Here is an 18,885-nt window from a genome sequence, read left to right on the forward strand (position 1 = left end):
CCTAGCCATGACAGTTCTAGTCGTCCTTGCGGAGGTAGGACGACGTAATCGACTGCAAAGCAGTACTTTGTTCCTCTTCGATTTCCAAGGAACAACCTTAAACAGTCCACTGGACTGTTTAAGCTATCCTACTCTCACATACCCAAAATACTTCGGGCGGTTCGTTGACTGCCAACTAAGGCAATGATTAACAATATGGCCTGTACCAAGCCACCAAACATAATGGCGAGTGATTCCATAACTCCAGCTCCATTTGATACGGCAATCTTTCCAGCCGACTCAAACAAGGGAACAAGAGATACAATTAGAAAAATCAAAATACCTTGAACGGCATAGACCATGATGTTCTTAAGGTAGCCAATCCCAACACTTCTCCAGTCATCACTAAGGAAGGTCGGAATGGTAACAGGAGCAAAAGGTATCATCAGATAGAGTTGGATAAAGCGAATGGTAATCAAGATATTGACAATCATGATACTGGCCATACGTACCAACCAAATGAGAATCGCAAAAAAGCCAATAATCATTTTTCCTACAATCCCAGATCCCTTAATGCCTGAGATGGTATCGTAATTAGCACCACCATTCGTGACAAGCCCTGCCACTTGTTCAATAACATAAGAGGCAAGGGCAATAATGGCTTCCACAATAACCGTCGTATTGGTAATCAAGACCGCGACCATGATGTAGCTGACAATCATGGGTGCCATAGCTTCAAAGGTCATCGCACCACCTGAGTTTGCGATTTTCTTGGCCATTTTTGAGAATTCGAGTACGAGAACAACCGCAAGAATAGCTACTCCCAAGGGCTGCATAATCCCCTTGGTAATGGCTATCATATAAGACCACACCGTCGGATTAAAGTCTGCTAGTGATTTAACCAGGTTGGCAGTTGATTCTAAATCCACTTGAAACCCTTCAAAAAGGCTATCGCTAGATACTTTTTCAGAGGCTAGAAATACAAAAGGTGACGTAAAATTCATCATCATGTCATGTTCTGACCTCCTCTAAATGGTAATCTGTGTCACAAAAGCTCCTGCGGCTCCCACCATTACCCCACCAACAATTTCTAGAATGGCATTTCGGACACCTGGACCACCATCTTTAATATTGGTTGAAAGGTTGATAATACCCATGACAACTAGAAAGGCTCCTACTGCAATTAAGCCTTTTTGTAATAGAGACATGGCTTGGGAGAACATGGAGCTGGCGTCCACTCCGTAAACAAAGCCTGTTAGTTTTTGATTCATATAGTTCCTCATTTCTATTAATGTAGTGACGTTTCTGTGCTTAAATCCCTTATTGTATGGCCTGACAAATCTAGTTCTTCCTCAGCGGTTAAGGGATTGAGGTGATAATGCCACCAGCGTTCATCAGATTCCTTATCCGCAAGCCATTTCCAATTCTTATGTTTGAGTGGAAAATATTTCTTAGATCTAAATACAGGAACTCCTGCAATGCGTACGAGGCACTCATCTCGTTTCATAGTCCCGACTTCATCAGCCGTCATCAAGTCACGAGCAATTTTCTGGTGAGAGGTAGAACCTGAGCCAGTCTGCCCAAAAGAACGACTGGTACTTCTGACATCAATGGTTTGTTTACCTAGAAGACCACTCATGAATTTGAAAGTTTCCTCGTCATTTCCACCCAAATAGAGGAGACTGTCACAGTTCCCCAGAATAGTTTTCCAAGCCTCTTTTTCCTTATAAAGTCCTTGGAGTTGGGCAATATTTTGCAAGATTGGTACTAGACTCATATTCCTAGAGCGAACTGTTGAGGTTTGTTCGGCAAAGTCTGGAATTTCTCCGACATTCGCAAACTCATCCAGATAGCTTCTGACATGAATAGGCAATTGCCCTTTAAAGTCCACATCAGCCTGTCTGGTCAAAGTGGAGAAAACCGTAGAGAAAAATAAAGCAGATAGGAAACGAAAGGTAGTATCATTGTCTGGAATAACAAGATAGACCATGGTCTTTTGAGTGCCCCATGTTTTCAAATCCATAGTGTCTCTTTGTGTCAAATCAATCACTGATTGAATATTAAAAAGGGCAAATTTAGCTGTTGTGACCGCAATCACCGAATCCAACGTCTTATCCTTATAGTTTTGGAAATCCGCCCAATTTCGCATGGTAAAGTTCTCGTGACCATATTTCTTAGAATAGTCTTCAAACAAGACTTCGAGAACACTTTTGTCCTGATTGTCTCCCTTTGATAAGAGTTTGATGAGTTTCCCAATCTCAGAAAAGGCTGGATAACGGCCTCGCTTACATCTTGCTTCCTGCTCTTGTTTGGAACTTCCTGGAGGATTGTAAAAATCCACCAAATAAGAGGCAATAGCTCTCACCAATGTCATGGAAGCCTCATCCCAAAATGGATCACTGCGAGAACCATTTCCCTTGGTATTGTTAAAATAGACCGTTAACATGCGGTTCAAATCATTCTCTGTCTCAACATAACGAAAGGGATTAAAACCATCTGAATTGGTCATATTAACCAAATCTAAAACTTTGACCTGATAACCATTTTCTAAAAAGAGTTTACCTGTCTTCTCAGCCAAATGGTCTTTAGGATCTACGACAATATTGGAACAGTTAAGTTGGATAAGGTTGGGTTTAACAAAACGAAAGGTCTTACCTGCCCCAGAACCCCCAATGACAATCAAGTTTTTATTTCGGTCAAACTGGGGCTTCTTCTTTTCCAACAAGGTTAGACGAACATCACGAGCCAAAATCGTGTCATTGAAAGGATTCTTACTGTAAAAGAACCGCTTTTCCTTACTGGTTCCAAATCGTGCAGAACCGTATTCTTCCCCTTCTCGATAGACCTTCTGTCCTGTCGATACATAAAGATAGACTAGCGTCATCGTTAGAATCCCAAGGATAAAGGCAAGAAGAGATTTTTGAGTAAAGGAAAATAGCCATAAAGGGGTTAGGACTTGATTTGACCCCTCTCCTAAGAGGTAGGCAAATCGTTCCATAGGTGGAGCATTGGTTAAACTATCATAGAGTAGGGTTAGACGATGGCAGAAATAGCCAAAGGCGAGACCCAAGAGGCCAAAGACTAAAGCTTTTTGCCTGGAATACATTACAAGGTCACCTCCTTGGTTTTGACTGCCGAAGGTTCTGTCACTTTTATTTTCTCTTTGGCCAATTCTATTTCTTGATCCAAGGTTTTATCAAAGGTTAAACCTTCTAGCTTCTCTGGATTAGACATCAGTTTCTTCAACAATTCATCCAAGTGATGATCGAGCAAGGTCTTATCCTTGGCATAAAAGTAGAGATAGTCTTTTTGCCAACTAATAGCAATCGGCAGTTTTTCCGACTCCATTAACTCCTTGAATTTCTCCACATCGATTGGCTTATCTAAAATATCTTTACTAACATTAATCCCTTCAATGGCATAAGGGCTTTGAAGGAGTTCTTCCAGTTTTTGAACGCCAATCTTATAAGCTGAATCTTGAGCTAAGGCTTGCCTAGCCGACCATTCTAAGAGCTTTAAGAGGGTTCTAACTGTCAATAAACCACTTCTTTCTACGTATTGCATTGCTTGACGCTCTTGTTGTTCAGATGACATGGTGACCTCCTCTTCTTTGGATTCCCTAACAAACATAAGGTGCTTCCATAATACGGAAGCACTCTTGATTTTGGTATCACAAGAAGGTCAAGACATAAACCAAACTATTCCAAAGTAAATGTAAGGCGATTGCCGTCATACAATCTGTTTTCAATCGAACAACAGCCAAGGTCAACCCAAGACAGCTATACATGAGCCAACTACTGAGCTGATTGGGACCATGGGCTAGAGCAAAGAGAAAACTGGTCACTCCTATTTGTACAAAAGGGAATGTCAATTTTTCCCACAGCAATTGCCTATAAACAATCTCTTCAAGGACACTTGCATTGACCAAAAACAATAAAAAGATAAGATGTGGAACCTGCTTTCCTACTTCAACTAGTACCGATTGATTCCTAGTCTGAACTGGAAAAAGAACACTGATGAAGACTGCAAAAGCAACCATAACCACAAAACCAAGAAGCAACCATCTTAGGCGATTTCTCAAGGTCATAATTATTGCTTGAACAGTTTTATGACGGGCAATCTCAAAGCAAGTCACACATAATAGGACCAATTGTAGCAAGATTAAGACCTCGATTGTCAGATACTCTTGCAGCAATAAACTCACCAGAAGACCGTTAAGCTGTATGGCTAGATAAAACAACACTATCCTTATCATGTTCACCTCCTAAATAAATCTTCATAATCAATATCTAAGACTAGAACAATACGCTCAACCCATCTTGTCTGTGGCATTAGACGATTGGATTTGTAATGCCGTAATTTTTGATAGAGGCGATTAAACTCACTTGGATAAACATATTGACCTGTGAATACTTTGCGAGCTAGTTCTGCCCAAGTGAGGTCTCTTTCTGCCAGAATGATTTCTAAATTGTCCCAAAATCGTTCATTCATCTTCACACCTACCCTGTCACTTGTTTCATCAGACTGGCCTGAAACAGTTCTTCTTTTACCTGTCTGGGAAGAAAGGTTCGAGCTTCGTCTAGCCCAATAGCTGGATAGATATGATTCTGACAGACAATGAGAGGCAGACGAAGGTTTTGGTCTGGCTTTTGGAGAATAAGCTGAATCATTTCATTCAAACTTATCGAATATTGACGCTTAAAGCGAAGAAATCGTGGCGACAGTAACTCAACAAAACAATCCGTGGTTTTGGCAAAGAGTGACAGTATGATTTCACGGTTTACATCACATGCTTTTGTACAACGGTAAGTCACACCATAGGTCGTCAAAATGGTTAGTAAGTCTTGATTTGTATTGGCATTATTTCCTAGATATACCTCAAGCATAGGCTCCTCCTTATAGGGTTAGGCTATTTTCAACTGTTGGTTCTGGAGTTGAGAAATAGCAACTCATATCAATGGGCATCCGTCCTTCACCAAAGCACTTGACCGTCACTAAAGTCGTTAAAATGCCCTCCTTTCCTCTAGCAGTATAATTTTGACCAAAGGCACGAAAGGCCAGGTGATTGTCTTTCGTCAATAGTGTATCTACACCATTTTTAATATTCCTCGTTTCCAAAAAATCCGAAATCCGATGAAGATTGGATTCGTAGAATAGGGCATCATTCATCTCTTTATGGTAATCATCTTCAAAAGTCACCTCAAATTCACAATCAAAATTGGGGAGTGATAGTATCCTTTCCAATAGTTGATTGGTTTCAGCTTGGTGAATACGTTCTTCTAATTCAGTACAATCTAGAATACTTTTCTTATGTAGTAGGTTCATGTTTTTCTTCCTCTTCCATTCTTCTAAATTCTCTCGCAATGGTTTCAATAACTGTGACAGTCACGCTATTGCCGGCTTGTTTATAGAGCTGACTTTTACTTGATACGCTTTCTGCTCTTTCATAAGCCCAGTCAGGAAATCCTTGAATCCTGAAACACTCTCTTGGTGTTAGTCGTCTAATTCTTAGCCGATAGAGTTTTCCGTCTAAAACAATGCCTGTAACTTCGTACCACTTATCCTGTCGATATTCCATAGCAGCAACTACCACTCCCATATTGTCAGAAGTCGTTAGGGTATTGGCTATTCCCTTGCCCACTCGTCCTCTCCGTTTGGTTGAGTCTGGATAAGCCAGGTTGACAGAGTCTCCAAGAGTTGCCTTTGCGTACCCTCTTTTTGTGGCTTCCTTGATTTTCAGAAATGGCAGCTCCTCCCTCAGCAGTATCTTTGGCACCTTATCTCCACCTTGCATGGTGGTCAAGGTCGGTGACAAGCCAGAAATGTCAAATACTCTTCCGGTCTGGTCAAAGCTAGTCGGCAGATTTCCTGCGACAAGAACCCCGTGTCTATTTTGACTGGTCAACGTAAACATAGGGTCTTGATTTTCTTTAAAGCGTCGTCCATGTTGCCGTTTTTCTAATCTATCTGGTGTTAAGACTGGAATGGCGATTTTTACCCCCTCTCCTTTACCTCTTGTTAGTGTAGGAGCAAGTCCACTCGTCAGATAGACTTCACCATTCAAACCATGTTTAGAGGGATTGATGTTGCCTAGCCTTTCAAGATGAGCTGGGCTGTTTTCTCCTCTGAGAGGAAATAGGAATCTGGAACGGTATCTTCTAGAATGTCCGATAATAAAAACCCGTTCTCTGTTTTGCGGGACTTGGAAGTCCTTGCTGTTAAGCACCTGCCATTCGACATCATACCCCAATTCATCCAGCGTGGAGAGGATTGTGGAGAACGTCCGTCCCTCGTCGTGATTGAGTAGGCCTTTGACGTTTTCCAAAAATAGAAAACGTGGTTGGATTTGTTTGGCCGCTCGAGTAATCTCAAAAAAGAGAGTCCCTCGAGTATCTTCAAATCCCAGTCGTCTTCCTGCGAGTGAAAAAGCTTGACAAGGAAATCCCCCGCAGATAACCTCCACTTGCCCTCTAAATTGTCTAAAGTCATGGTCTGTGATCTCTTTAATGTCATGGTATTCTATTTCTCCTTCTGTGTTAAACATGGCTTTGTAGGATGTTCTAGCGAATTTATCAATTTCGCAAAAGCCCAAACACTCATGGCCCTGTGCTTCCATTCCTAGCCTAAAACCGCCTATCCCAGCAAATAAATCTAAAAATTTCATTTTTCCTCTCTTTCCAAATAAAAAAGAGCCTTACACTTGTAAAACTCTTGCCTAAATATGATCATCCATTTCTGGTGCACGGATGATTTCAGCAATCAACATGATGATAGAAATCAGATAGATTCCACCTAGTATCCACCAAATCATCTTAATCACCTCCCTTTACTTCTTGTCGTCTCAGTTGCTTGGTCCATTCTGACAAGACCCCATTAAACACATATTCAGCTATCACTTCCGCTGACCGAGCAAATCTCATATGTTCCAAAGCATACTGATAACGATCACTAAAATAAATCATGGCAACATCACTAACCGACTGAGATAGACCTGTCTGTCTTAACTGGTCATGAACCAAACCCCAAATATAGTCTCGATCGTACTTAGTCACGGCATCTACTTTTGGAGTAAAGTTTTCTTCTTGTTTGTCATCTACTAGCTGCCTCTCCTCCTCGTCCTCAATAAGGAAATCACTCCCTTCAGTTTCACTACATTTAGTCTCACTTCCTTCAGTCTCACTAGGGGCTGAATTTAAGACCGGCCCCGTCTTTCTTTGAGACCCCCCTAGTGTTTTTTTAAGACTAGCCCCGTTTGAATCTAAGACTGGGGTAGGTTCATGTTCTAATTCCCCCAAGTAAATTTTATTTGCCATACGACCTTTTTCACTGGATGATTGTTGGACTTCATCAATTAAGCCATATTCACGTAAGGTTTTCTTAATAGAAAGTAATTTAGACTTTGAACAACCTAAAAGTGCCATCAGATTTGAATTGGAATAAATCAAATAAATAGCACCATCTTCATCAATCCATCCCTTACTCAAAGACAACTCCAACCGATCTTTTAAAACCGCGTAGGCTACCTTAACCTCCAGCTTCATATTCTTATAGCGTCCACTCTCAAACAAAACTTTAGGGAGTTTATAATATCGCTCTGATGTCTGATATTGATTAGCAGTAATACGTTTCATGATTGTCCCTCCAAGACTAAAAGTCCAACATTTCCGAATTCATCAAATCGGATTAAACCTACTTGTTCCATTTCATCTACTAGCTGAGTTGCTTTCGCAATATCAACTCCCAAAATAGTCACGAGATGAGACATCACCATTTGACGTGATGATTGTTCCTTCTTTTGCATGAATTCCTCCTGAAAATAAAAAAAGCGAGAACACTTATTAAAATGTTCTCGCTGAACTAATATAGTTTATGACGTATCTATTTTTTGTCTACGCAGTCGACATCCAAACAGACGTTCACATCAATGTACTTTTTTTGCACCTTTTTTATGTCAAAATCACTCTTTTCAGTAAAGACAAAATGCTTGAAAAAGTGCTTAAAATAAAGGATTTTTACCCTTTGCTTCGTTGTAGCAACACTACGCACTCCACGTGATGCGTATTCGGGAACAAATCAACTGGTTGTACTTTTATGAGTTTGTAGCCGAGTTCTTGATAGAGCTTGATGTCACGCGCCATAGTTGCTGGGTTACATGAGATATAAGTGATTTTTTCTGGCTGCATGGCAACGCTGGCTTTGATAAAGTTTTCTGTCAAGCCTTTGCGTGGTGGATCAACCAAAATCACACTTGGTTTGATACCGTCTTTGCTCCAAGTTGCCATAGCATGTTCTGCCGAATCAGCAAGATAATGCGCATTGATAATACTGTTTAGCGCAGCATTTCTTTTAGCATCCTCCACAGCTTCTTCAATCACTTCGACGCCGTAAACGGCTTTAACATTTTTGGCAAATGAAAGCCCAATTGTTCCAATACCAGAGTAAGCATCAATGACAATATCTTTAGGTGTCAAGTCTGAAAAATCAATGGCAGTTTGGTAAAGCTTTTCAGCCATTTCAGTATTGACTTGATAGAATGAACGAGCAGAAATTTCATATTGATTGCCAAGCATGCTGTCAACAATCGTATCTTTGCCATACAATGTCTTAAACTCTTTACCGAAAATCGCATTGGTATTTTTATCGTTAATATTTTGAACGATTGACTTAACCGCTGGAAACTCTGCCACAATTTTCTCAATGATTTGCTCAATACGGAAGATTTTTGGGCGTGTTGTCACAAAGACCAGCATCATTTCACCAGAATAATGCCCACGACGAACAACCAAATTACGAATCAATCCAGTTTGCTCTTTTTCATCATAAGGTTTAAGGTCAAAACGGCGAAGCAAATCACGTGTAAAATTAATCAAACGGTCAATTTCTTTATTTTGAATATAATAATCAGAAATCGGCATCAAATCATGAGAATGTTTACGGAAAAATCCTGTCTCCAACTGACCATTAACACGACGAACAGGCACTTGTGCTTTATTGCGATAAGCGTATGGGTGCGCCATACCAAGTGTTTCTGACACCTCGACATCTGAAATACCAGCTGTTTTATAGAGATTATCCATTACTTGTTTGCGTTTAAATTTTAACTGTTCAGCATACGCAAGATGCCCAAAATCCGCAATTCCTGTACGCAAATAATCCACATTCAAATCTTGATTGCGGTGTTCAGAGATTGTCACATACTCCTCAACTTTACCAAATCCGATGTTCTTTTTCACTTTCAAGACGCGCATTTTGATTTTCTCACCTGGAAGTGCATTTTCAACAAAAAAGACGAAACCGTCAACCTTGGCAACACCTGCTCCTTCGTGTGATAAATCCGTGATTTCAGCATCTACAATAGCATTTTTACTTAACATAATTTCCTTTCAGCCAATTCTAAATTGGCAATGTTCTATTTCTCGGTCGCTTTTCTCCATAATAAAAATAGAGAAGCTTAACTGCCTCTCTATTATATCATATCTCTTCCTACCGCAAACCAAGTTCTTTTAACTCTTCTTGATATTTATCAAAATCAATGGTAATTCCTAAGCCGCCATACATATCATAGTCATCTGTCCAGTCACCTTCGGCTGGAATGGTTGTTTGCTCGATGCCTTCTTGACCACTCGTGATAACAGATAAACCTTCTTTCAAAAGGAATGAATAAGAAACGTTCGTTGAGGTCAAAGCATAGATTTTACCAATTGCAGCTGAACCTGTAAAAAGTTTTGTTGGATCTTTAATCTGGTTGATAATGGCAGAAATAACTTGTTGCTGGCGTTGAGTACGTCCATAATCACCGTCATCATCTTTACGGAAACGAGCATAATTGAGCAAAGTCCGACCATCCATTTTTTGTGTTCTAACTTCAATCGTTTGATTTGGAACAGTACCGTCAGCCTGCATATTGAGATCATCAGGAACTTCAACAGACGAAACTGCTTGACCATCAACCGTACCAAATTTGGCGTCTATTTCAACGCCATTTGGAAATAAGGTATCAATGGCTTCTGCAAAGGTTGCAAAGTCAACCATGACATAATATTTGATGTTAATATCAAAATTATCTTTCAACGTCTGTCGCATGAGTTCTGCACCTTGGTTATTATCCTGCTCTCCTATATTAAAAGCAACATTTAATTTTTGGTCATTTGAATAGTCATTGTAGCTAACACCATCAATATTAACTAAGGTATCGCGCATAAAGCTGACTAACTTAATTTTTCCGTCGCTGTTGCCAATATTCATCACCATAATCGTATCGGTTCTGGCATCCGAAGATCCTTGTGTAACCCGCTGGTCACTTCCTAATATGAGAATATTAGTACCGTCATCGCTATCTTCACCATTGAATGTTTCTGTCACAGCCGCCGTGTAATTTGTCTCACCACTTGAAACATCATTAACACCTTTGAAAAACATGTAAATCATCCCTGCCATGACAAGAATCACCAAGAAACTAAGAAGTTTCAACAGACGCTTAATACGAATTTTGCGACGCTTCTTTTTGGCTTTCTTTGCTTTTTTAGGCGTTACAGGTTCGGGTTCTTGATAAAATGCCTCATTATAATTCTCATAATTGTTTTGATAAGTTGGAAGAATCTCTGCCTGCTGCTCGCTCGTTCTTCTAAAGGAACGTTTCGACTGCTTTTTTTCTTCTGGGTATTTGGGAAGCCCTTGAGATGTCCAGTTATCGTCATCATAATAATCCACTTGATTATCATAAGCATCGTCATAATAATCATCGTAGTAATTGTCATTATAGGCAGACGACGGCTGAGAGCGTGGTGGCTCGTTGACCTCACCAGCTTGTTTTTTATTGTAAAGATAGTTAAATTCTTGCTTTTCACGCAAACTTAAATACTCAAGATTCTTTAAAAGATACTCATATCTTAACTCTTCATGCCGACTTAAATTATTTCTTGCCATATCTCATACCATATCTTTCCCATTTTCATCAGACTAGAGCCAGCACAAGCGCTTAACAATTCCTAAATATCAAAAATCAGAGGATTTTACAGTTTGTAAACATCATAACGTCCGAGGATTTTATAGTCAATGCCAAGAACGTTCAATTCTTCTAGCGCAAATGACACTAGTGTATCATTTTTATTTTCAACATCAACGATGAAAAAATATTCTCCCAAAGCTGTTTTTAGAGGGCGACTTTCAATTTTAGTCAAATCAATGCCACGCCAAGCAAAAACAGATAATGCTTTATAAAGCGCACCAGGCAAGTTATCTGGCAAGGTCAATGCCAATGAAACTTTTTGATTGAGTTTTGCCCAATCAAACGACCGTTTTTGATGCCCTAGTACCCAAAAGCGCGTGTAGTTTTCATCCATTTCTTGAATATCTTGGGCAATAATTTCCAAACCATATTCTTTTGCGGCAGCTACTGGCGCAATGGCAGCAAAGTTTTCCTCTGGATGTTCAGCAATGAAACGTGCGGCGTAGGCCGTACTAGCCGTCATCTCAATTTTTGCTGCTGGATAATGTGCTTTAATGTATTTTTTCCCTTGAGCAATAGCTTGCGGGTGTGAAAAAATCTTTTCAATTTTCTTTGTTTGTGTTGTTGCTAAAAGCTGTTGTTTAATCGGTTGAATGATTTCTGCAATCGCCTCAATTTCAGCTTGATGAAAAAGGTAATCCAACGTTTCATGCACTGAACCCTCGATTGAATTTTCAACAGGGATAATGGCATAATCCACAAAACCTTCTTTATAAGATTTGATAACTTCGGTGATATTTGCAAAAGGTATGCGATTAGCTTCCGGAAATGCCTTAACAGCAACATTATGTGTAAAAGAACCACTTGGTCCTAAATAGCCAACTTTCATCCGATTTCCTCAACAATTTCTTCAGGTGTTTTATCAGCCACTTCAATAATACGATTAGCTGCTGCTTCATACATTTCTTGGCGACCGTCAAAGATTTCTTTGAAAGCTTCCTTGCTATTGTTGACAAACAAAGGACGAACATTTTCCGTATCATGCTCAATGCGGTCATAAAGCGTTTCAAAGTCTGATTTTAGGTAAATCGTTTCTGGATTTCTTGCTAAAATCTCTCTGTTAATCGGATTGATGACAACGCCGCCACCAGTTGAAATGACTTGGTCAGAATCAGCCAATTCCGCAAGCACTTGTGACTCAATTTCACGGAATTTAGCTTCACCCTCTTTAGCGAAAAAGTCTGCGATTGACATGCCGATATGCTCTATAATCAAAGCATCCATATCAATGTAATTTTCATCTAACAATGATGAAATCGTTGATTTCCCAGACCCCATAAAACCAATAATAATTCTAGCCACGTGAGAGTACCTCCAAATCATTAAAGAAGCTTGGGTAGCTTGTATTAATCGCTTCTGCTCGTTCTAGTTCAACGTCTCCGTCGGACACCAAAAGCGCAGCAACAGCAGTCATCATACCGATACGGTGGTCACCGAAAGTACTGACTTTAGAGCCATGGAGAGGTGTTTTTCCTTTGACAATCATACCGTCATCTGTTGGCGTAATGTCAGCACCCATTGCATTAAGCGCATCCGCAACCACCTGAATACGGTCTGTTTCCTTCACTTTCAACTCTTCTGCATCACGAATAATCGTTGTACCATTAGCTTGTGTGGCAAGAAGAGCGATAATTGGTAATTCATCAATCAAACGCGGAATGATTTCGCCACCAATTTCAACGCCGTGAAGTTCAGATGTTTCAACGGTAATCGTTGCTGATTTAGCAATCTCATCAACGTTTGAAATGGTCATTTTGCCCCCCATTTCCTTGATAACATCAATGATACCAGTACGTGTTTCATTGATACCGACATTTTCAAGGGTTACTTTAGCATTTGGAACAATGAGCCCTGCGACTAACCAGAAAGCCGCTGATGAAATATCACCTGGGACAACCACATCTTGACCAGTAAATTCTTGACCACCTTTGATGCGAATTTCTTTGCCATTAACGTCAATTGCGCCACCAAACTGAACAATCATATCTTCTGTGTGATTGCGTGTTTTTTCTTTTTCAATGATGACAGACTCACCGTCAGCTTGCAAAGCTGCAAAAATAAGTGCTGACTTCACTTGAGCAGACGCCACAGGAAGTTGATAATGAATCGGTTTAAGCGCTTTGCTACCACGCATCGTAAGCGGTGGCAAATCACGGTCTGTTTGCCCTGACACTTCAACTCCCATTTGACGAAGCGGAATGGTCACGCGGTCCATTGGGCGTTTTGACAAACTGTCATCACCAAACATTTCAACCGTAAAATCTTGCCCTGCTAACACGCCAGAAATCAAGCGGATTGATGTTCCTGAATTTCCCATATCTAGTTTGTTTTTTGGAGCTTTAAGCCCGTCAAAGCCAACACCTGTAATGGTTACGATGTTACCGTCGTCTTGGATATCAACCCCTAAATCACGAAATACTTGCATTGTTGACAGCACATCTTCACCACGCAAAATATCATGAACAGTTGTTGTTCCCTTGGCAAGACTGCCGAACATAATTGAACGGTGACTGATTGACTTATCTCCAGGAACTCGCAAAGTTCCTTTTAATTGTGACACATTTGTCAGTAATTTCATACAACTCTCCCATGGTATAGTTTTAATTCTATTGTACCATAAAATAACTGAAAATTTGAACAGTTCTCTAAAATTACTCTTAACAAAAGCTTGCAAATTCATTATGAAACTATCTCAAAACAAAGACATTTCGCCCCCAAACCTCTTTCTCACTTTAGCTCGAAGCATTAAAATTTCTCAAAAAAACAACTGAAAGAAAAGGTTTCAGCTGTCTAATCATTTTATTTTTTACTGTTATCGTCATCCATTGAAAGTACTGACAAGAAGGCTTCTTGTGGCACTTCAACAGAACCGATAGCTTTCATACGTTTTTTACCTGCTTTTTGTTTTTCAAGCAATTTACGTTTACGAGAAACGTCACCACCGTAACACTTAGCAAGCACATTTTTACGAAGAGCTTTAATATCTGAGCGTGCAACGATTTTTTGACCGATAGCTGCTTGAATTGGCACTTCGAATTGTTGACGTGGAATGATTTTCTTGAGTTTTTCAACGATTAATTTACCACGTTCATAAGCAAATTCGTTGTGAACAATGAAGCTGAGCGCATCAACTTTATCACCGTTAAGGAGAATATCCATTTTAACCAATTTTGATTTACGGTATTCTGAAATTTCGTAATCAAAACTTGCATAACCACGTGTTGATGATTTCAATTTATCAAAGAAATCAAAGACAATTTCAGCAAGCGGAATCTGGTAAATGACATTGACACGATTTTCATCAATGTAATCCATTGTCACGAAGTCGCCACGTTTGCGTTGGGCAAGTTCCATGACTGCTCCGACAAATTCTTGCGGAACCATGATTTGTGCTTTCACATATGGTTCTTCGATACTTGCAACCTTAGTTGGGTCTGGGAATTCAGACGGATTTGACACCTCAAGCATTTCGCCATCAGTCGTGTTAACATGGTAAACAACGGATGGTGCTGTCATAATCAAATCAATGTTGAATTCACGTTCCAAACGTTCTTGGATAACGTCCATGTGAAGCAAACCAAGGAAACCACAACGGAAACCAAAGCCAAGGGCTTGTGATGTTTCAGGCTCGAATTGGAGACTAGCATCGTTCAATTGTAATTTTTCAAGTGCTTCACGGAGGTCATTGTATTTATTTGATTCAATTGGGTAAAGACCAGCAAATACCATTGGGTTCATTTGTTTGTAACCATGAAGCGGTGCTTCTGCTGGATTTTCAGCAAGAGTTACTGTATCACCCACACGGGTATCAGCAACTGTCTTGATTGATGCTGCGATATAACCAACATCACCAGTTGCTAAGAAATCACGTCCAACAGCTTTCGGCGTGAAGATACCAACTTCTGTAACATCAAACGTTTTACCATTTGACATCAATTGAATCTTATCACCAGGTTTTACCATACCATTAACGATACGAACTTGCAGAATAACCCCGCGGTAAGCATCATAAACAGAGTCAAAGATAAGCGCTTGAAGCGGTGCTTCAACATCTCCTGCTGGCGCTGGCACGTACTCAACAATTTGTTCAAGGATTTCTTCAATCCCGATACCTGCTTTTGCTGAAGCAAGCACAGCCTCTGAAGCATCAAGACCAATCACATCTTCGATTTCTTGACGCACACGCTCCGGGTCTGCTGCTGGCAAATCAATTTTATTGATAACTGGCAGAATTTCCAAATCATTATCAAGGGCTAGGTAAACATTGGCAAGCGTTTGAGCTTCGATACCTTGTGCCGCATCAACAACCAAAATTGCCCCCTCACAAGCCGCCAAAGAACGTGACACTTCATATGAAAAGTCAACGTGTCCTGGGGTGTCAATCAAGTGGAAAATGTAGGTTTCACCGTCTTTAGCCGTGTAGTTCAACTCAATCGCATTAAGCTTAATCGTGATACCACGCTCACGCTCCAAATCCATGCTATCCAAGAGTTGAGCTTGCATTTCACGACTAGAAACCGTCTCAGTTTTTTCCAAAATACGGTCAGCCAAAGTTGACTTCCCGTGGTCAATGTGTGCAATGATAGAGAAATTACGAATCTTCTCTTGTCGTTTTTTTAATTCTTGAATATCCATCTTACAATCCTATACAATTAATCATTATTTCTATTATAACAGATAAACAGAAACGTTGCTATAAAAAGTTTTAGAAGTCATTTCAAGAAAAAAGCATCATAAGATGGTAAAATAAACAGCACAGCTATAAAACTACACGGTCTACCTCTAATTAGGAGGAATGAGTTTTGGAACCATTCGAAACAACACAGCTCTAAAACGTAATCAACATGCAATTCTTGAAAAGTAAAGTTTTGGAACCATTCGAAACAACACAGCTCTAAAACAAAAAGTCAGCAAGCTTTTCTGCCTTATCTGTTTTGGAACCATTCGAAACAACACAGCTCTAAAACAGAGCTTTCGCATCAAACACCGAATAATATGTTTTGGAACCATTCGAAACAACACAGCTCTAAAACGGTTAGTGGTATCCACCCTCCCTTCAGGATGTTTTGGAACCATTCGAAACAACACAGCTCTAAAACCAAACAAACTTACGTTTAGAGATTGAACAAGTTTTGGAACCATTCGAAACAACACAGCTCTAAAACACGCAATCTTGCATGGTATGCGCATGATCAGTTTTGGAACCATTCGAAACAACACAGCTCTAAAACCTATCCTCAAGACTAATAAGCATTAATTTTGTTTTGGAACCATTCGAAACAACACAGCTCTAAAACCTCTATACGTCTTTTCAAAGATTTCTTTTTGTTTTGGAACCATTCGAAACAACACAGCTCTAAAACATCGAAGCAGGCTGGAGTTACATTAGAGTTGTTTTGGAACCATTCGAAACAACACAGCTCTAAAACTAAATTTCGTTATCTGCCCAACGAAGCCCAGTTTTGGAACCATTCGAAACAACACAGCTCTAAAACAGACCTACTGGTTCACCTAAATAAATATACGTTTTGGAACCATTCGAAACAACACAGCTCTAAAACTGTGTCTGTTGTGAAGCTTGTAGCCGAATGGTTTTGGAACCATTCGAAACAACACAGCTCTAAAACCGTTCGAATAGTTGTAATAGCTTTGCTCGAGTTTTGGAACCATTCGAAACAACACAGCTCTAAAACTATTTTAGCACAAGTTGAAAAGCAGTACGAGTTTTGGAACCATTCGAAACAACACAGCTCTAAAACCTCGTGGACCATTTTTCTCACGAAATTTCGTAATCGCGCCATTTGTCTCAGCTAGACTTCAGCTTCGAAATAATTCCTTTTATTTATTCTCCAAACCAGAGGGCGATTTCGCGTTCAACTGATTCTGGTGAGTCGGAACCGTGAACGATGTTAAATGTTGCGCCATCCTCATCTGGGGCTTGAGCGTAATCTCCGCGGATTGTTCCTGGAAGAGCTTCTTTAGGATTTGTCGCTCCCATCATTGTACGCCATGAAGTGATGACTTCATTTCCAGACATAACGCCAGTAATTACTGGACCACTTGTCATAAAATCAACGATTAGTGGGAAAAATGGGCGGTCAACCAAATCAGCATAATGTTTTTCTAATAATTCTGGGGTTGCCATGCGCATCTCCAATTTTTCAATTGTAAAACCACGTCGTTCAATACGGTGAAGTACTTCACCAACAAGCCCGCGTTTCACACCATCTGGTTTAATCATAAAGAAAGTTTTTTCCATGTAAACAATCCAACCTATCTAAATAAATTCAGTTTTTATTTTACCATAAAAGAAAACTTTCGAAAAATATTGAAAGGCGTTTTCACTAAAATTTAGTACGTTTCTGAGAATACTATTTCTGCTCAATCCTAAATACCAGACGTTTTGGAACCATTCGAAACAGCACAGCTCTAAAACAACCATTCTGACGTTCGTAGGTGTCTGCTTGTTTTGGAACCATTCGAAACAGCACAGCTCTAAAACCACTGTTTTAGGTGATGTAGGAAAACGCGAGTTTTGGAACCATTCGAAACAGCACAGCTCTAAAACGTAATCATCTCAATTGTCTCGATTACTTGCGTTTTGGAACCATTCGAAACAGCACAGCTCTAAAACCATTTCATTCCAAAGTGGTGGTTCAGAAGTGTTTTGGAACCATTCGAAACAGCACAGCTCTAAAACCTCGTACTCATTTTCTATACCTTGAAATATGTTTTGGAACCATTCGAAACAGCACAGCTCTAAAACTGGGAGGTATAACATGCAGACTTCAAATTTGTTTTGGAACCATTCGAAACAGCACAGCTCTAAAACAATAAGACAATTCCTCTTTTAGCAGATGATGTTTTGGAACCATTCGAAACAGCACAGCTCTAAAACTCTTTCATAGCAATGTTAGCAGCACGAATGGTTTTGGAACCATTCGAAACAGCACAGCTCTAAAACAGCCATTTAGCACCTTCAGCGATGGCAATGGTTTTGGAACCATTCGAAACAGCACAGCTCTAAAACGCCAGCCATTAAATTAATACGGTCAATGATGTTTTGGAACCATTCGAAACAGCACAGCTCTAAAACCTCGTGGACCATTTTTCTCACAAAATTTCGTAATCGCGCCATTCGTCTCAGCTAGACTTCAGCCTCGAATAGTTCATTATTTTTAACTATATTATACCTAAAAAACCTTGATTTTACAACGTTTATAGCAATTTAAAGCTTTAATTTTTTCTCTAAAACTTGTGCCAAACCTTCTGAATAATTAACATATTCTCGATCAGCGAATCTGACTAACCATTCTGGAACCGTAACATTTTTTCGAATGGCTTTGGTACTTTTTAAATATGGGGAAGAGGCTGCTTGAATTAAAGTAATAAAACCAACTTCAACTGATAATTCACTCATATCAACAACTTTTGGAAGCTCTAACCCTTCATCTAAATAAGCAGCCAATGAGCTTTCTAACATTTCTCGAGCATTTTTCATCGCTTCTTCGACGTCATCACCTTCGGTACCACCACTATATCCTGGAAATTCTACCCAAAAACTTCCATCATCTTCTTTGTGAAAAATTGCTGGATATGATTTTAACAGAAAAACCTCTTGTATAGCCCTATGTCTTTTAACATTTTCTTTTTCAAACCTGCTCCTAACACCTTGTTTCCATGAATTGGAATCGTAAAAAATACAGTACTCTATTCTTTTTGAACTGATGATAACTCCCCTTTACACGAACTTCTTTCCACACTTTTAACACAGCAAGTTTTGCTAACTCTCTGCTTGTTAACGACACTCTCTCCAATCCCTTGTTATATAAATATTATGCGCATTTATCAAATTATAAGAAAAGGCACCTACTTTTTTAGTAGATGCCTTATTATTC

General features: G+C 39.7%; 19 protein-coding genes, 1 pseudogene and 2 CRISPR repeat arrays. All 20 genes and pseudogenes read right to left on the reverse strand.

Annotation, left to right across the window (positions count from 1 at the left end):
- Positions 1-134 precede the first annotated feature (134 nt).
- Complete coding sequence (locus CCC20_RS01980; RefSeq protein ID WP_285394253.1) at positions 135-989, reverse strand: VirB6/TrbL-like conjugal transfer protein, CD1112 family; 855 nt, start codon at positions 987-989, stop codon at positions 135-137.
- A gap of 18 nt (positions 990-1,007) precedes the next feature.
- Positions 1,008-1,250, reverse strand: coding sequence for a hypothetical protein (locus CCC20_RS01985; protein ID WP_001072182.1), 243 nt, complete (start codon positions 1,248-1,250; stop codon positions 1,008-1,010).
- A gap of 17 nt (positions 1,251-1,267) precedes the next feature.
- Complete coding sequence (locus tag CCC20_RS01990; RefSeq protein WP_287178795.1) at positions 1,268-3,085, reverse strand: VirD4-like conjugal transfer protein, CD1115 family; 1,818 nt, start codon at positions 3,083-3,085, stop codon at positions 1,268-1,270.
- On the reverse strand, positions 3,085-3,573 hold the full coding sequence (locus tag CCC20_RS01995; RefSeq protein WP_287178797.1) for a hypothetical protein: 489 nt from the start codon (positions 3,571-3,573) through the stop codon (positions 3,085-3,087). The genes CCC20_RS01990 and CCC20_RS01995 overlap by 1 nt, the downstream gene beginning before the upstream one ends.
- Positions 3,574-3,649: 76 nt before the next feature.
- Positions 3,650-4,234, reverse strand: coding sequence for a CPBP family intramembrane glutamic endopeptidase (locus CCC20_RS02000; protein ID WP_144356683.1), 585 nt, complete (start codon positions 4,232-4,234; stop codon positions 3,650-3,652).
- 2 nt (positions 4,235-4,236) lie between these two features.
- Positions 4,237-4,470, reverse strand: a complete 234-nt coding sequence (locus CCC20_RS02005; protein WP_144356682.1) for a transcriptional regulator — start codon at positions 4,468-4,470, stop codon at positions 4,237-4,239.
- 8 nt (positions 4,471-4,478) lie between these two features.
- Positions 4,479-4,865, reverse strand: coding sequence for a thioredoxin domain-containing protein (locus CCC20_RS02010; RefSeq protein ID WP_144356681.1), 387 nt, complete (start codon positions 4,863-4,865; stop codon positions 4,479-4,481).
- A gap of 10 nt (positions 4,866-4,875) precedes the next feature.
- Positions 4,876-5,304, reverse strand: a complete 429-nt coding sequence (locus CCC20_RS02015; protein ID WP_144356680.1) for a hypothetical protein — start codon at positions 5,302-5,304, stop codon at positions 4,876-4,878.
- Positions 5,288-6,643 carry a DNA (cytosine-5-)-methyltransferase gene (gene dcm, locus CCC20_RS02020; protein WP_144356679.1) on the reverse strand — a complete coding sequence of 452 codons (1,356 nt, stop codon included), beginning with the start codon at positions 6,641-6,643 and terminating at the stop codon, positions 5,288-5,290. The genes CCC20_RS02015 and dcm overlap by 17 nt, the downstream gene beginning before the upstream one ends.
- Positions 6,644-6,791: 148 nt before the next feature.
- Positions 6,792-7,610: a replication initiator protein A gene (locus CCC20_RS02025; RefSeq protein WP_144356678.1), complete on the reverse strand. Its 819-nt coding sequence runs from the start codon at positions 7,608-7,610 to the stop codon at positions 6,792-6,794.
- A complete protein-coding gene (locus tag CCC20_RS02030; protein WP_144356677.1) occupies positions 7,607-7,780 on the reverse strand; it encodes a hypothetical protein in 174 nt (57 codons plus the stop codon). The genes CCC20_RS02025 and CCC20_RS02030 overlap by 4 nt, the downstream gene beginning before the upstream one ends.
- 211 nt (positions 7,781-7,991) lie before the next feature.
- Positions 7,992-9,353: a 23S rRNA (uracil(1939)-C(5))-methyltransferase RlmD gene (rlmD, locus tag CCC20_RS02035; protein ID WP_287178807.1), complete on the reverse strand. Its 1,362-nt coding sequence runs from the start codon at positions 9,351-9,353 to the stop codon at positions 7,992-7,994.
- Positions 9,354-9,462: 109 nt separating this feature from the next.
- Positions 9,463-10,905, reverse strand: coding sequence for an LCP family protein (locus tag CCC20_RS02040; RefSeq protein WP_013852043.1), 1,443 nt, complete (start codon positions 10,903-10,905; stop codon positions 9,463-9,465).
- 86 nt (positions 10,906-10,991) lie between these two features.
- Positions 10,992-11,816 carry a prephenate dehydratase gene (pheA, locus tag CCC20_RS02045; protein ID WP_058692362.1) on the reverse strand — a complete coding sequence of 275 codons (825 nt, stop codon included), beginning with the start codon at positions 11,814-11,816 and terminating at the stop codon, positions 10,992-10,994.
- Positions 11,813-12,289 carry a shikimate kinase gene (locus tag CCC20_RS02050; RefSeq protein WP_058692363.1) on the reverse strand — a complete coding sequence of 159 codons (477 nt, stop codon included), beginning with the start codon at positions 12,287-12,289 and terminating at the stop codon, positions 11,813-11,815. The genes pheA and CCC20_RS02050 overlap by 4 nt, the downstream gene beginning before the upstream one ends.
- Complete coding sequence (aroA, locus tag CCC20_RS02055; RefSeq protein ID WP_058692364.1) at positions 12,282-13,565, reverse strand: 3-phosphoshikimate 1-carboxyvinyltransferase; 1,284 nt, start codon at positions 13,563-13,565, stop codon at positions 12,282-12,284. The genes CCC20_RS02050 and aroA overlap by 8 nt, the downstream gene beginning before the upstream one ends.
- 221 nt (positions 13,566-13,786) lie before the next feature.
- The gene (gene lepA / locus CCC20_RS02060) at positions 13,787-15,622 is read right to left on the reverse strand and encodes a translation elongation factor 4 (protein ID WP_003065532.1); all 1,836 of its coding nucleotides are present in this window, start codon (positions 15,620-15,622) and stop codon (positions 13,787-13,789) included.
- A gap of 164 nt (positions 15,623-15,786) precedes the next feature.
- A CRISPR array of direct repeats spans positions 15,787-16,747; the repeat unit is 36 nt; unit sequence GTTTTGGAACCATTCGAAACAACACAGCTCTAAAAC.
- Between the two features lie 82 nt (positions 16,748-16,829).
- Entirely contained in the window at positions 16,830-17,246 is a 417-nt protein-coding gene (gene ndk, locus CCC20_RS02065; RefSeq protein ID WP_058692365.1) for a nucleoside-diphosphate kinase, read from the reverse strand.
- A gap of 141 nt (positions 17,247-17,387) precedes the next feature.
- Positions 17,388-18,083: direct repeats of the CRISPR family, unit length 36 nt.
- A 132-nt stretch (positions 18,084-18,215) separates the two neighbouring features.
- A complete protein-coding gene (locus CCC20_RS02070) occupies positions 18,216-18,596 on the reverse strand; it encodes a type II toxin-antitoxin system HicB family antitoxin (protein ID WP_270620205.1) in 381 nt (126 codons plus the stop codon).
- Positions 18,590-18,795: pseudogene (locus tag CCC20_RS02075) on the reverse strand (type II toxin-antitoxin system HicA family toxin). The gene CCC20_RS02070 and the pseudogene CCC20_RS02075 overlap by 7 nt, the downstream one beginning before the upstream one ends.
- Positions 18,796-18,885 lie beyond the last annotated feature (90 nt).

This window comes from Streptococcus sp. LMAG:39, from assembly GCF_008680485.1.
Lineage (GTDB): Bacteria > Bacillota > Bacilli > Lactobacillales > Streptococcaceae > Streptococcus > Streptococcus pasteurianus.

Bases quoted from the DNA above. Each gene is read 5' to 3' on its own strand.
- CCC20_RS01980 (WP_285394253.1), bottom strand. From the start codon at position 989: ATGATGATGAATTTTACGTCACCTTTTGTATTTCTAGCCTCTGAAAAA.
- CCC20_RS01985 (WP_001072182.1), bottom strand. From the start codon at position 1,250: ATGAATCAAAAACTAACAGGCTTTGTTTACGGAGTGGACGCCAGCTCC.
- CCC20_RS01990 (WP_287178795.1), bottom strand. From the start codon at position 3,085: ATGTATTCCAGGCAAAAAGCTTTAGTCTTTGGCCTCTTGGGTCTCGCC.
- CCC20_RS01995 (WP_287178797.1), bottom strand. From the start codon at position 3,573: ATGTCATCTGAACAACAAGAGCGTCAAGCAATGCAATACGTAGAAAGA.
- CCC20_RS02000 (WP_144356683.1), bottom strand. From the start codon at position 4,234: ATGATAAGGATAGTGTTGTTTTATCTAGCCATACAGCTTAACGGTCTT.
- CCC20_RS02005 (WP_144356682.1), bottom strand. From the start codon at position 4,470: ATGAATGAACGATTTTGGGACAATTTAGAAATCATTCTGGCAGAAAGA.
- CCC20_RS02010 (WP_144356681.1), bottom strand. From the start codon at position 4,865: ATGCTTGAGGTATATCTAGGAAATAATGCCAATACAAATCAAGACTTA.
- CCC20_RS02015 (WP_144356680.1), bottom strand. From the start codon at position 5,304: ATGAACCTACTACATAAGAAAAGTATTCTAGATTGTACTGAATTAGAA.
- dcm (WP_144356679.1), bottom strand. From the start codon at position 6,643: ATGAAATTTTTAGATTTATTTGCTGGGATAGGCGGTTTTAGGCTAGGA.
- CCC20_RS02025 (WP_144356678.1), bottom strand. From the start codon at position 7,610: ATGAAACGTATTACTGCTAATCAATATCAGACATCAGAGCGATATTAT.
- CCC20_RS02030 (WP_144356677.1), bottom strand. From the start codon at position 7,780: ATGCAAAAGAAGGAACAATCATCACGTCAAATGGTGATGTCTCATCTC.
- rlmD (WP_287178807.1), bottom strand. From the start codon at position 9,353: ATGTTAAGTAAAAATGCTATTGTAGATGCTGAAATCACGGATTTATCA.
- CCC20_RS02040 (WP_013852043.1), bottom strand. From the start codon at position 10,905: ATGGCAAGAAATAATTTAAGTCGGCATGAAGAGTTAAGATATGAGTAT.
- pheA (WP_058692362.1), bottom strand. From the start codon at position 11,816: ATGAAAGTTGGCTATTTAGGACCAAGTGGTTCTTTTACACATAATGTT.
- aroA (WP_058692364.1), bottom strand. From the start codon at position 13,565: ATGAAATTACTGACAAATGTGTCACAATTAAAAGGAACTTTGCGAGTT.
- lepA (WP_003065532.1), bottom strand. From the start codon at position 15,622: ATGGATATTCAAGAATTAAAAAAACGACAAGAGAAGATTCGTAATTTC.
- ndk (WP_058692365.1), bottom strand. From the start codon at position 17,246: ATGGAAAAAACTTTCTTTATGATTAAACCAGATGGTGTGAAACGCGGG.